This window comes from Trueperella bernardiae (assembly GCF_030246965.1).
In the GTDB taxonomy this organism is placed as follows: Bacteria; Actinomycetota; Actinomycetes; order Actinomycetales; family Actinomycetaceae; genus Trueperella; species Trueperella bernardiae.
The window spans coordinates 458112-470162 of the sequence record NZ_CP127099.1; the positions used below are offsets into that span (position 1 = coordinate 458112).

Annotated in this window: 14 protein-coding genes; 10 read left to right on the forward strand and 4 right to left on the reverse strand. The window is 62.7% G+C overall.

Annotated features, from left to right (window positions below; translation table 11 throughout):
• Positions 1 to 169: 169 nt before the first annotated feature.
• The 3 genes from QPC17_RS02195 to QPC17_RS02205 are packed head-to-tail and all read left to right on the forward strand — an operon-like array spanning position 170 to position 3619.
• On the forward strand, positions 170 to 895 hold the full coding sequence (locus tag QPC17_RS02195; protein WP_236698670.1) for a succinate dehydrogenase cytochrome b subunit: 726 nt from the start codon (positions 170 to 172) through the stop codon (positions 893 to 895).
• A 13-nt stretch (positions 896 to 908) separates the two neighbouring features.
• Positions 909 to 2879 (forward strand): fumarate reductase/succinate dehydrogenase flavoprotein subunit, encoded by a 1971-nt coding sequence (locus tag QPC17_RS02200; RefSeq protein ID WP_062613537.1) that lies wholly within the window; start codon positions 909 to 911, stop codon positions 2877 to 2879.
• Positions 2876 to 3619: a succinate dehydrogenase/fumarate reductase iron-sulfur subunit gene (locus QPC17_RS02205; RefSeq protein WP_062613536.1), complete on the forward strand. Its 744-nt coding sequence runs from the start codon at positions 2876 to 2878 to the stop codon at positions 3617 to 3619. The genes QPC17_RS02200 and QPC17_RS02205 overlap by 4 nt, the downstream gene beginning before the upstream one ends.
• Before the next feature lie 107 nt (positions 3620 to 3726).
• Here QPC17_RS02205 and QPC17_RS02210 read toward each other — a convergent pair whose 3' ends face one another.
• Both QPC17_RS02210 and QPC17_RS02215 read right to left on the reverse strand, forming a co-directional pair.
• Positions 3727 to 3831 (reverse strand): methionine/alanine import family NSS transporter small subunit, encoded by a 105-nt coding sequence (locus tag QPC17_RS02210; protein ID WP_143602046.1) that lies wholly within the window; start codon positions 3829 to 3831, stop codon positions 3727 to 3729.
• 10 nt (positions 3832 to 3841) lie between these two features.
• A complete protein-coding gene (locus QPC17_RS02215) occupies positions 3842 to 5380 on the reverse strand; it encodes a sodium-dependent transporter (protein ID WP_285347415.1) in 1539 nt (512 codons plus the stop codon).
• A gap of 14 nt (positions 5381 to 5394) precedes the next feature.
• Between QPC17_RS02215 and QPC17_RS02220 the strand changes: the two genes are divergently transcribed.
• Together QPC17_RS02220 and tsaD are read left to right on the forward strand one after the other, a co-directional pair.
• Positions 5395 to 5586 carry a hypothetical protein gene (locus QPC17_RS02220; RefSeq protein ID WP_070448044.1) on the forward strand — a complete coding sequence of 64 codons (192 nt, stop codon included), beginning with the start codon at positions 5395 to 5397 and terminating at the stop codon, positions 5584 to 5586.
• 5 nt (positions 5587 to 5591) lie between these two features.
• Entirely contained in the window at positions 5592 to 6635 is a 1044-nt protein-coding gene (gene tsaD, locus QPC17_RS02225; protein ID WP_068538845.1) for a tRNA (adenosine(37)-N6)-threonylcarbamoyltransferase complex transferase subunit TsaD, read from the forward strand.
• Between the two features lie 107 nt (positions 6636 to 6742).
• Here tsaD and zupT read toward each other — a convergent pair whose 3' ends face one another.
• Complete coding sequence (gene zupT, locus QPC17_RS02230; RefSeq protein WP_070444882.1) at positions 6743 to 7561, reverse strand: zinc transporter ZupT; 819 nt, start codon at positions 7559 to 7561, stop codon at positions 6743 to 6745.
• Between the two features lie 56 nt (positions 7562 to 7617).
• Positions 7618 to 8796, reverse strand: coding sequence for a class I SAM-dependent methyltransferase (locus QPC17_RS02235; RefSeq protein ID WP_285347528.1), 1179 nt, complete (start codon positions 8794 to 8796; stop codon positions 7618 to 7620).
• A 181-nt stretch (positions 8797 to 8977) separates the two neighbouring features.
• Here QPC17_RS02235 and groES point away from each other — a divergent pair, with 181 nt between their 5' ends.
• The 5 genes from groES (at position 8978) to purE (ending at position 11974) form a co-directional block, all read left to right on the forward strand.
• Entirely contained in the window at positions 8978 to 9274 is a 297-nt protein-coding gene (gene groES / locus QPC17_RS02240) for a co-chaperone GroES (protein ID WP_062613530.1), read from the forward strand.
• A gap of 428 nt (positions 9275 to 9702) precedes the next feature.
• Positions 9703 to 10314 carry a hypothetical protein gene (locus QPC17_RS02245; RefSeq protein ID WP_285347416.1) on the forward strand — a complete coding sequence of 204 codons (612 nt, stop codon included), beginning with the start codon at positions 9703 to 9705 and terminating at the stop codon, positions 10312 to 10314.
• Positions 10292 to 10825 carry an amidase domain-containing protein gene (locus tag QPC17_RS09600; protein WP_432049310.1) on the forward strand — a complete coding sequence of 178 codons (534 nt, stop codon included), beginning with the start codon at positions 10292 to 10294 and terminating at the stop codon, positions 10823 to 10825. Before QPC17_RS02245 ends, QPC17_RS09600 begins: the two co-directional genes overlap by 23 nt.
• Positions 10826 to 10926: 101 nt before the next feature.
• Positions 10927 to 11286 (forward strand): hypothetical protein, encoded by a 360-nt coding sequence (locus QPC17_RS02250; RefSeq protein ID WP_285347417.1) that lies wholly within the window; start codon positions 10927 to 10929, stop codon positions 11284 to 11286.
• Between the two features lie 196 nt (positions 11287 to 11482).
• Positions 11483 to 11974, forward strand: coding sequence for a 5-(carboxyamino)imidazole ribonucleotide mutase (gene purE, locus QPC17_RS02255; RefSeq protein WP_062613864.1), 492 nt, complete (start codon positions 11483 to 11485; stop codon positions 11972 to 11974).
• The last annotated feature ends 77 nt before the right edge of the window (positions 11975 to 12051 follow it).

Genomic DNA, 12051 nt, shown 5'->3' on the forward strand with positions numbered 1-12051 from the left:
CGAATTGTCACGAAAATGGGTCCGGAGGCCCAGGCGGGCCGAAAGTCGCACTTTGGCCATGATTGGCGCGGAAAACCGGGGAAAGCCGGGCTTTGACAGGTGTTACGGCCGCGCGAATCTGGGCCGTTCGAACGATATCCCCCGTTATTCTTTTGATAGATTCAAAAACGTGGCTACTTCAACTGTTGATTCTGTGAAGGGTCGTCGCACCACGGTCGCATTAAAGATCGCGATGGCTGTGACGGGCCTGTTTTTTGTCCTCTTCCTCCTCATGCACATGTACGGAAATCTCAAGATGTTCGTCGGGCCTGAGGCATACGATGGCTACGCGCACTGGATGCGCACGATCCTCTACCCGGTGTTGCCGCACGAAGGCACCCTGTGGGTCCTGCGCTTTGTGCTTCTTGCCTCGATCCTGATCCACGTCTGGGCAGCCGTGACGCTGTGGAAGCGCGCTGGCAAGGCCCGCGGTCAGGCGTACAAAGTCAACACCGGCAAGAAGATCACGGCGATCCACTCCTACACCGGTTCGCTCATGCGCTGGGGCGGCATCGCGCTCGCCTTCTTCATCGTCTTCCACATCCTGCAGTTCACCAGTCTGCACATCAACGCTGTGGGTGGAACCCGCGCGGACTACGTGGCGCTTGGCCCCTACTACCGCATGATCGGTTCGTTCCAGCCGGAGAACTGGTGGGTTTACGTCATTTACCTCATCGCGATCGCGGCGCTGGCTTTCCACATGCATCATGGCGTGTGGTCGGCGCTTGCCACCCTCGGCCTGTCGCGCTCCAACCGCGAAAAGGCGTACAAGGTTATCGCCGACGTGGTCGCTTTGGCGATCTTCGTTGGCTTCATGACCCCGCCCACCGCGATCCTCTTCGGCATCATTTCTTAAAGGAGGAGGAAAAATGACTGACAACCTCATTCAGGGCCTCTACCGCGAAGGCGACGCAATCGCGGACACCAAGGCTCCTTCCGGTCCGCTCGCTGAGCGCTGGGAGAAGCGCAAGTTCTCGGCTCGCCTGGTCAACCCGGCCAACCGCCGCAAGCTGGACATCATCATGGTCGGCACGGGCCTGGCCGGCGGCGCTGGAGCCGCCTCGCTTGGCGAGATGGGCTACAACGTCAAGGCCTTCTTCTACCAGGATTCGGCCCGCCGTGCGCACTCGATCGCTGCGCAGGGTGGTATCAACGCGGCGAAGAACTACAAGAACGACAACGACTCCACCTACCGTCTGTTCTATGACACGATCAAGGGTGGCGACTTCCGCGCTCGCGAATCGAACGTATACCGCCTGGCCGAGGTCAGCGCCAACATCATCGACCAGTGCGTGGCCCAGGGTGTCCCGTTCGCCCGCGAGTACGGTGGCCTGCTGGATAACCGCTCCTTCGGCGGCGTCCAGGTCTCCCGTACTTTCTACGCGCGTGGCCAGACTGGCCAGCAGCTGCTCATCGGCGCCTACCAGGCGCTCATGCGGCAGGTGAAGGCCGGCACGGTCAAGACGTACAGCCGCCACGAGATGGTCGAGCTCATCGTGGTGGACGGCCGTGCGCGTGGCATCATCGCCCGTGACATGGTCACCGGTGAAATCGAAACTCACCTGGCCGACGCGGTGGTGCTCGCCACCGGCGGCTACGGCAACGTCTTCTTCCTGTCCACCAACGCCATGGGCTGCAACGGCACCGCGATTTGGCGTGCGCACCGCAAGGGCGCCTACTTCGGCAACCCCTGCTACACGCAGATCCACCCCACCTGCATCCCGCAGCACGGCGAGTCGCAGTCGAAGCTGACCCTCATGTCGGAGTCGCTGCGTAACGACGGGCGCATCTGGGTCCCCAAGAAGGCGGAGGACTGCAAGAAGGATCCTCGCGACATCCCGGAAGAGGATCGCGATTACTACCTCGAGCGCATCTACCCGTCCTTCGGTAACCTCGTGCCGCGTGACATCGCCTCCCGCCAGGCGAAGAACATGTGCGACGAGGGCCGCGGAGTCGGCCCGGAGATCGGCGGCGTCGCGCGGGGCGTCTACCTTGACTTTGCCGACGCGATCGAGCGCATGGGCAAGGCCGCGGTCTCGGCCAAGTACGGCAACCTGTTCGACATGTACCAGCAGATCACGGACGAGAACCCCTACGAGGTTCCGATGCGTATCTACCCGGCCGTCCACTACACGATGGGTGGCCTATGGGTGGACTACGATCTCATGTCCACGGTCCCCGGCCTGTACGTGACGGGCGAGGCGAACTTCTCCGACCACGGCGCCAACCGCCTGGGCGCGTCCGCGCTCATGCAGGGCCTGGCAGACGGCTACTTCGTCCTGCCGAACACGATCAACGACTACCTGGCCGATGGCCCGTTCGAGAAGGTGGACGAGAACCACCCGGCCGTCGTCGAGGCGCGCAAGGGCGTGGAAGAGCGCGTCGCGTTCTTCACGAACAACGCGGGCAACCGGTCGGTTGACTCCTACCACAAGGAACTCGGCCACATCATGTGGGAGTACTGCGGTATGGAGCGCACCGCCGAGGGCCTGAAGAAGGCGATCGGCATGATCCGCGAGCTTCGCGCAGACTTCTGGAAGAACGTCCGCGTCCCGGGCCAGGTCGCAGAGCTCAACCAGTCGCTGGAGAAGGCCGGCCGCGTGGCCGACTTCCTCGAGCTTGGCGAGCTCATGTGTGTCGATGCCCTGCATCGTGAGGAATCCTGTGGCGGCCACTTCCGTGCCGAGTCCCAGACAGAGGAAGGCGAGGCGCTGCGTCACGATGACAAGTACGCGTATGTAGCCGCCTGGGAGTGGACGGGCGAAGGAAACGCCCCGATTCTCCACAAGGAGGACCTCAACTACGAATTCGTCGAGATGAAGCAGCGGAGCTACAAGTGAAGATTAACCTTGAATTTTGGCGTCAGAATGGACCGTCAGAGGCGGGCCATTTCGACACGCACACGATCAACGACGTTGACGACACGGCCTCCTTCCTGGAGATGCTCGATCAGCTCAACGAGGAGTTGTTTGCCGAGGGTAAGGAGCCTGTGGCGTTCGACTCCGACTGCCGTGAGGGCATCTGCGGCCAGTGTGGCATCGTTATCAACGGCGATCCGCACGGCCCGAAGGTGACCACCACCTGCCAGCTCCACATGCGCACCTTCAAGGATGGCGACACGATCACGATCGAGCCGTGGCGTTCCACCGCCTTCCCCGTCCTCAAGGACCTGGTGGTCGACCGCTCGGCGCTCGACCGCATCGTGCAGGCCGGCGGCTACATCTCGGTCAACACGGGTGCGGCCCCGGACGCCCACTCGGTGCCGATCCCGAAGGAGAACGCTGACCGCTCGTTCGAGGCGGCCGCCTGCATCGGCTGTGGTGCGTGCGTGGCCGCGTGCCCGAACGGTTCGGCCATGCTGTTCACGTCCGCGAAGGTCATGCACCTCGGCCTGCTTCCGCAGGGCCAGCCCGAGCGCTACGACCGCGTGGTCAACATGCTCTCCCAGCACGACGCCGAGGGCTTCGGTGGCTGCACGAACGTCGGCGCATGCCATGAGGCCTGCCCGAAGGAAGTGCCACTCGAGCTGATCTCGTTGCTCAACCGCGAGCTCATGAAGGCCCAGGTGCACGGCCGCTAAAACAGTTCAGCCACACAGAAGGGTGCCTCCCCAGTGCGGGGAGGCACCCTTCTGTGTACTGCGTACCGTGGCGGGGACGAGGTGCGCCTCGTCCCCGCCACCCGGCCCTAGTTGCGCTTACCGGCGCGCACGTGGTGGACGATTGCGAGTCCGAGGCCGCCCCACACGGTGACGAGGGCGACGATCATCATGACGATAGCTGAGGTACCCATGGTGTGCTCCTTATTTGGTGAGTGAGGCGCCGGCGTCGTGGAAGGCGACCGGATCGTAGTCGTCCACGTTGGTTCGCCACGGCACGAAGGACAAGATGAACGAGATGAAGACGACTGCCACGATCATGAACCAGCCGTACTGGTAGACGAAGGTCTGGGGGTAGGAATCGTAGCCCTCGGTGATGAGGCTGTAGGCGGTCAGGACGAGCGTGACCGTGAGGATCGCGGGCGTCACCACGCCGACCAGCGCGTACCACCACGATCCGATCTTGATCGACGAGTAGTAGTTGAGGTGGTGGCGCAGCTCCGGTAGCTTCTTCGCCACGAAGGTGATGAGGCCGGTCATGACGATCGCGGCGGTGACGATGCCGAGCTCGTTGATGAACTTGTCCACCACGTCGAGAGCGTTGAGGCCGTTCGTCGTCGAAAAAACGAAGACGGAGGCCACGCCCGCGACGCCGGTGGCGATGAGTGAGGCGAGGCGGCGCCGAAGCCCGAACTTCTCCTGGATCGCGGCGGAGACCACCTGGATGAGGGAGACGAGCGAGGTGAAGCCGGCGATCGTGAGGCTGGCGAAGAAGACGAAGCCGAAGACGGGCCCACCGGGCATGAGCGAGATAATCGCGGGGAAGGTGACGAAGGACAGGATCGGGCCGGTGATGCCCTCGAGCTCGCTGACCCCCACGCCGCTCTGCATCGCCATGTAGCCCAGGGTGGCGAACACGCCAATGCCGGCGAGGATCTCGAAGGAGGAGTTCGCGAGGCCTGTGACGAAGCCGGTGGAAGTGACGTCGGTGCGCTTGCCGAGGTAGCTGGAGTAGGTGAGCATGATGCCGAAGGCCACTGACAGGGAGAAGAAGATCTGTGAGTAGGCCGCGATCCACACCTGCGGGTTGGCGAGCGCGGACCAGTTGGGCGTAAAGAAGGCGTTGAGACCCTCGGCGGCGCCGGGCAGGAAGAGGGCGCGGACCACGAGGGCGGCGAAGATGACGATGAGGAAGGGGATGAAGAAGCGAGAGAGCTTTTCCAGACCGCGGGTGACGCCGAGGGCAATGACGATCGCGGCGGCGGCCCACACGGCCACGAGCGGCCAGAAGATGCCGGGCACGACCTCGGAGCTGGCGCCGGGGTCGGACAGCTGGAGGAAGTCGCCCACGAAGAAGTTCAGCGTGTTCTCTCCCCAGGCTTCGTTGACGGAGAAGAACATGTAACGCACGGCCCACGCCAAAATCACGGCGTAGTAGGCCATGATGACCAGGCAGATGAGCACGTGGAACCAGCCGAGTGCCTCCCACTTGCGCGAGATGCGGCGGAAGACGGTAGGGGAGGATCCGCGGTAGCGGTGGCCGAGGGAGTAGTCGAGGAGCAGGATCGGGATGCCTGCCGTGAGGAGTGCGACGAGGTAGGGGACGAGGAATGCCCCTCCTCCGTTGGTGTAGGCAACCCCGGGGAATCGCCAGATGTTGCCAAGGCCGATCGCGGATCCGACGGCGGCAAGGATGAAGCCATATTGGCCCGACCATTGCTCACGTTTCGCTGGCGGGTTCATCGTGTCCTCTTTTCGTGTGCGTGGTATCTGTTGAGCACATCATCTTTAGTTGTGCCCACATTCGCGAGCTTGCCCAGATGGTGGACGGTGATCCTACGGGCTGGGACGGGGTGGAGTCGGCGTCGGGAGCCCTCCTCTTGGTCCCTGGGCGAGCTATGATCCCGCGCACCCTCGCCGTTGCCGGGGAGGGCGTGGCGGTAGAGTAGTCGGCGTGAATGAACTGATTCTTGGCATTGAGACCTCCTGTGATGAGACGGGCGTGGCGCTCGTGCGCGACGGCGAGCTGCTGGCCGACGTCACCGCCACGTCGATGGACGAATACGCCCGCTACGGCGGTATCATCCCAGAGATCGCCTCGCGCGCCCACCTGGAGTCCTTCGTTCCCACCCTGGATGCCGCGCTTGAGAAGGCGGGCGTGGCGCTTGACGACGTCGACGCAATCGCGGTCACGGCCGGCCCCGGGCTGGTCGGCCCGCTCACCATCGGCGTCTCGGCTGCGAAGGCCCTGTCGCTGGCGCTGAAAAAGCCGCTGTACGCCGTCAACCACATCGTGGGCCACATCGCGGTGGACCAGCTCGTTCACGGCGATTTTCCCGAGCGCTTCATCGGGCTCGTGGTCTCCGGCGGTCACTCCCACCTGCTCAAGGTGGACTCCATTGCGGACTCGATCGAGGAGCTGGGCGGCACGCTCGACGACGCCGCCGGCGAGGCCTTCGACAAGGTCGGCCGCCTGCTCGGCTTGCCCTACCCGGGCGGCCCCCATATCGACAAGCTCTCCCAGAAGGGCGACCCGCACGCGATCGCCTTCCCGCGCGGCCTCTCGCGCGGCAAGTTCAAGGCCCGCCACCAGTACGACTACTCCTTCTCCGGAGTCAAGACGGCGGTGGCCCGCTACATTGAGGGCCTCGAAGCGCGCGGCGAGGAGCTGCCGAAGGAAGACATCGCGGCCAGCTTCTCCTTCGCTGTGTGCGACGTGTTGGTGGAGAAGGCGTTCGCGGCCTGCCAGATCCACGGCTGTGACACGCTGGTGGTGGGCGGCGGCTTCTCCGCCAACTCCATGTTGCGTGCCATGGCCGAGGAGCGAGCGCAGGAGTACGGGATCACCGTGCGCATCCCGCCGATCCGCTATTGCACTGACAACGGCGCAATGATCGCGGCGCTCGGCTGGTCGGTGGTCCGCGCCGGCGGCCTGCCCTCGCCGCTTGACGTCACAGTTAACACGGGCCTTCCGCGCCAGACGGTGGTGCTGCGCTAACCGGCTCTTCCCCGCGGGGTGTGGCCGTCAGAACTCGTGAATATACCGGCTGCCGATCGTAGAGGCGCCCGGTGGACCTCAGATTCACGAGTTGTGTCGGGCGCGCTCTAGAGCAGAAGGAGCGACAGCGCCATGACGGCCATGCCAGAGATGAGGCCGACAATCGCGTGGTGGTGCTGGCCGAATTTCTCGGCCGAGGGCAACAGCTCGTTGAGCGAGATGTAGACCATGACACCGGCGATGCCAGCGAAGGTCATGCCGAAGATCGTGTCGTTCATGACCTGGCGCAACACGATGTAGCCCACGAGCGCGCCCACGGGCTCGGACAGTCCGGAGGCGAAGGAAAGTATGAAGGCGCGGCGGCGCGAGCCGGTGGCGTAGTAGATCGGCACGGAGACCGCAATGCCCTCGGGGATGTTGTGGATCGCGATGGCCACCGCCACGGGGATCGCCAGTTCGGGGCTGTACAGGCCGGACATGAAGGTGGCGAAGCCTTCGGGGAAGTTGTGGATGGCGAGTGCGAGGGCGGTCATGAGGCCCATGCGCATGAGCTTGGCCTGCGCGCCGTCTTTGATGACGAGGGTCTGGTCGCCGGGCTGGGAGAGGAAGTCGTCGGCGTCGTGGAACTCGTGCGGGTTCGAGGCGTCGGGGACCAGCCAGTCGATGAGCGCGATCACGGCGATGCCGGCGAAGAATCCGCCCGCCATGAGCCACTCGGCGTTATCGCTGACACGGGAGAGAATGTCCACCGCGTTGGGCATGATCTCCATGAAGGACACGTACAGCATGACGCCCGCGGAAAATCCAAGGGCGAGGGAGAGGAAGCGTGGGGTGGGCGTACGGATGAGGAAGGCCGCGCCGGCTCCGATGCCCGTGGCGAGGCCGGCGAGTAGCGTGAGCATGAAGGCGAAGACTTCGTTGGACATGGGCACCCCTTTTTCGGTAGACCGAAAGTCTTGCGCGATAGGGGCGTCGTGTCAAACTAGCGTTCGCAGAGGAAGACGCGGTGCTTGCCCGTGAGCGTGGGGGAGGCGATGAGGGTGGCCTCGCCGGGGCGCTTCGGGTCGAGCTTGAGCTTTTTGCGGAAGGCCTCCGGCTCGAGCTCGGTGCCGCGCTTCTTGATCTCCGCCCGCCCGACGTTCAGTTTCGCCAGCGCCTTGCGCAGCGGCTTGGGCTCCGTGGTGTACGTGCCGAGCACGGTGAAGCGCGTGAGGAAGGGTGAGTCGATTGGTTCGTTACCCGTGAGGTAGGCGATCCCGGGCGCGATAGGGGCGAGGCCGTGGTGGGCGCAGATCGAAGCGATCGAGCCGGAGCGGATGATCGCCGGGTCCGGCTCGAAGATGAACGCCCCCACGGGCTCGGGGGACAGAAGCGTGGGAGGTACGTGCGGGTTCACGACGCCGGCATCCCAGGTTGCGTTGGTGGCGCCGGCGACGACGAGCGCGCGGCGGCCAGGGGAGGGGGCGGCGTCGCCGAGCCAGATGACGGCCTCGACGAGCGAGCCGTCCACCGAGATCCACTCCACGAGCGCGTCCTCGGGGACCGCGGCGTAGTCGATGCCGGGGGCGACCTTGATGCCGGCGGTGGGGAATGTGCGGGCAATCTCAATCGCCTCGCTCAGGGGTGGGGCCCAGTCCTCGGGATTCTTCAGCCGCTTGCCGTCGCGCCGGCGGGCGGGGTCGATCCACACGGCGTTGGCGCCGAGGGAGGCGAGGTCGATGTCGCGGGCGTCAGCGTGCAGGACGCGCGCCTCCGGGAAGGGCGTGAGGTTGTAGGTGGCCGCCGCGGCGGCGTCGGGATCCATCTCAATCGAGGTGGTGAGCAGGCCGAGGCCCGCGAAGGCCAGGGAGTCGGCGCCGATCCCGCAGCCGAGGTCGATCACGTGGGTGGCGCCGGCGTCGCGCAGGCGGGCGGCATGGAAGGCGCCCACGCTGAGCCGGGTGGCCTGCTCCAGGCCGTCGCGCGTGAAGATCATGTGCCCTGCGAACGGGCCGAACTTGTCGTGGGCGCGCTCGCGCAGACGGCTTTGGGTGAGGGCCTCGGCAATGAGGTCCGGATCGTAGCCCTCGCGCTGCAGGCGCTCGGAGAGGGGAAGGACCTGGGAGTGGTCGTAGGGCGGGAGGGACTCGAGGAGTTCCAAGCCGTCGGGGGTCAATAGCATCGCGCTCACGCCCCCATCGTCTCACAGTGTTCGCGCTCAGCGTGCTCCCTGGCACTCTGCTTGAAGGAGTGCCAAAAGGGCGTTACTCTTTATGTCGGTAGCAAACGCTACGGCCTGGTACCGGCCCCCGCGACGGCGGTTAGCCAGCGAACAGTTTTGTGAGACGAGAAGGAGGAGCCGCATGACGGTCTCCATTAAGCCGCTCGATGACCGCATCGTCATCCAGCAGGTTGAAGCTGAGGAAACCACCGCATCTGGCCTTGTTCTGCCGGACACCGCCAAGGACAAGCCACAGGAGGGCACGGTTGTGGCCGTTGGCCCCGGCCGGATTGACGACAACGGCAACCGCGTTGCCATGGAGGTCGCGGTAGGTGACACCGTGATCTACTCCAAGTACGGAGGCACCGAGGTCAAGTACGGCTCGGATGAGTACATCATCCTCTCCCAGCGTGACGTGCTGGCGGTCGTGACGCGCTAAGTAGTGCTGAGGTGAAGGCTCCCCGGGGTTCAGCCCCGGGGAGCCTCGCCACCTCCTGGCGTGGGCCCGGGCTCGCTGGAGGGGTGAGATGGGCATCCCTGCCCATATCTTCGGCGCTGGGTGTGCCCTCGCTTGGCGCTCTTTGCCAAACGCTCTCGTCGGCAACCAGCACACCGAATAGAATGGAAAGCGGTTCGGGCGGTGTGAATTACCGCCCTTGAGCCGGTTTGCTGCGGTCACTTCCATGTCGACTCTCGTGGAGTCCCTCTACCGCCTTGAGGTTTGGGGGCGTAATACCAGAGGTGTAGAAAGGTTGCCAAATATGTGTAGAAGTGGTGGTTATTTCTGAAATATGATCGCCCGCACGCGAGCAGCTACATGTTCCTGTTGAGGTGGCAACGGTGCCGCCGTTAGTATGAGGCGGCTCTATGTTACGTGGAGTTTTAGCCTTAGCCGCTATGTTTACGCTGGCGGTTCAGCCTATGCCGTTGGCATCACAAGAGAATACTGAAATGGATTCCGTCGTACACGTTGATCGATTTCAGAGTGACAGTGCCGTCAATGAAGACGGATTCGTTGAGGTGACAAACAAGTATAAGGTTAAGTTGAGTGGTAAGAGTTATACCATTGTCTCTGATGCTCGACTACTTGATGAAGAAGCAGTTTTGGATCGTTTTCGTGCGGAGAATCAACTTGCTCTCGATCGGATGTCGGAGATAGTTGGATTCTCGACACTGACAATGGATAACGTAGACGACTACGTAACGGCGCTTATCCCGGTGATGACTGCCACCGAATACGAAGGCAATGCTATTACGCCTCGTGATGTTCAGGATGCGAACTCAATCCTTAGTATGTGTTTCTTGCTCTTAGGAGGCGAGAACTCCGATCTATTGGATGATGCCCTCGGGGTAATCGACGGGCTGGATCCTTCATCTGAGGAATTTGCATTGAGCCTTGATCGGGTTTCTACCTACGCGCCAGCGCTTGCAGGTGACAATGCTGACTTTGTACAGGATGCTCAGGTTTTTTCTCTCTAGCCGTAGTGCTGTAGTCCCCTTTTCTGCGACGCCTGGAATTGATGGAAGCAGTTTCTCTTTAACGAGGGCGAACAACTACGCAAAGCGTTGGGCGTATTCGCATAATCCGCAATACGAGTATTATGCGGGTCGTGACTGTGCGAACTTTGTGTCGCAGATCATGAAGGCCGGTGATTTTAAAGAGAATGCAGTTTGGAGTTATCGCGCAGGGAATCCGACTCATTCGTGGTCGGTGGCGAATGACCTTGCCAATAGATTTGGAGTGACGAGGAAGACCACATCTTTGACGACGTTTACTGCTCGTGCTGTCGTCGGGCGGCCGGTGGCATTATATAATAACACCCGGATCTATCATGTTGGATACGTGATGGGAAAGAGTGGCTCGTCCTCTTATCATGGTGTGTCGTATCGACCGTTAACAATTGCACAACACACCGATGGCTATTACGGGTCAATGGACGGTGGGGCTGTAAGGCGTTGGCGTGATCAAGGTAGGTGGGTGACGCCATGAGGGGCGGTGTGCTACTGCAGGTCGGTGTACTTATCTCTGCCTGTCTTCTACTTAGCGCGTGTGCGAGTAGCGAGGAACGTCTTGATAAACTCTCTCGGGCGATGATCGATGGCGGCTACGCGACATCCTTTGAGCCGACGGATCAAGGTTATCTCGATAGGTTGGAGTCGGCCGGTTTGGGTGTCAGTGATGGCTGCATGAGCATCATAGAGATCACCGACCGTGAAAGGCTCGTCTTTGCTTCCGAGACTGGAATGCTTGCTACCGAGGTTGATGCGGCGTCACTGGCTATGGATTCGGATGGCAACACGGCAGTCAATGGTCGATTTATCCTGGTTAAGTCTCACCAGGATGGCGAGTATTGCGCCACGCTCTACGGAGACTACTTGGAAGATCGCCCCTCACCTGAGATGGATGCGCGCCACGATGAGGCGGCGCGCTATTTCCGGTCGATTGGATAGTGCCCAAGGTCGGTCGGTGAGCCTGGGCGTGGGCCCAGGTTCACCGACGCCGGGCTGGCCAGCCGTCCTAAGGTGTGAGACCTGATGTCGAACCGGCATTTCGACCCTTGAGACAGAATTTGCTTAGCCCTCCCGTCTGAGCTGGAATAGTAGAGCGCCGGCGCGAGTCGGGGCTTCGCCAAGCAAGGGAGAGACAGTGCTCAAGGTTGGAATCGTCATGGGAAGCGCGAGCGATCTGCCGATTGTCCGCAAGGCGGCAGACATGCTCGATACGCTGGAAGTCCCCTACGAGGTCCACGTGTACTCGGCACACCGCACGCCCGATCAGGCGGCGGATTTCACCCGGAATGCCCGCGCGAACGGGATCGGTGTGATTATCGCTGCGGCCGGCATGGCGGCCCACCTCGCGGGTGCCGTGGCGGCGAACACCACGCTGCCCGTGATCGGCATTCCGCTCACCTCCTCCAACCTTGATGGCATGGACGCCCTCCTGTCCACCGTCCAGATGCCCCCGGGGATGCCGGTGGCCACGGTCGCGATCAACGGTGCGAAGAACGCGGCCATCCTCGCCGCCCAGATCATTTCCCTGACCGACCCGGAGCTCGCCGCACGCATCGAGGCCGATCGCGAGGCCACAAGGGCCGCCATCCTCGAGAAGAACGCCGAAGTCGAGGCCGAGTTTAACTAAGTGCAGGGGCGCCAGCAGGCGCCCCTTATCACGTGCGCGTTGCGCGCTTATCGATAACCATCACCTATCAAGAGAAT

Bases quoted from the DNA above. Each gene is read 5' to 3' on its own strand.
- QPC17_RS02210 (WP_143602046.1), bottom strand. From the start codon at position 3,831: ATGGGTACCTCAGCTATCGTCATGATGATCGTCGCCCTCGTCACCGTG.
- zupT (WP_070444882.1), bottom strand. From the start codon at position 7,561: ATGTCCAACGAAGTCTTCGCCTTCATGCTCACGCTACTCGCCGGCCTC.
- QPC17_RS02200 (WP_062613537.1), top strand. From the start codon at position 909: ATGACTGACAACCTCATTCAGGGCCTCTACCGCGAAGGCGACGCAATC.
- groES (WP_062613530.1), top strand. From the start codon at position 8,978: ATGACGGTCTCCATTAAGCCGCTCGATGACCGCATCGTCATCCAGCAG.
- QPC17_RS02235 (WP_285347528.1), bottom strand. From the start codon at position 8,796: ATGCTATTGACCCCCGACGGCTTGGAACTCCTCGAGTCCCTCCCGCCC.
- QPC17_RS02250 (WP_285347417.1), top strand. From the start codon at position 10,927: ATGATCGATGGCGGCTACGCGACATCCTTTGAGCCGACGGATCAAGGT.
- QPC17_RS02245 (WP_285347416.1), top strand. From the start codon at position 9,703: ATGTTACGTGGAGTTTTAGCCTTAGCCGCTATGTTTACGCTGGCGGTT.
- QPC17_RS09600 (WP_432049310.1), top strand. From the start codon at position 10,292: ATGCTCAGGTTTTTTCTCTCTAGCCGTAGTGCTGTAGTCCCCTTTTCT.
- QPC17_RS02215 (WP_285347415.1), bottom strand. From the start codon at position 5,380: ATGAACCCGCCAGCGAAACGTGAGCAATGGTCGGGCCAATATGGCTTC.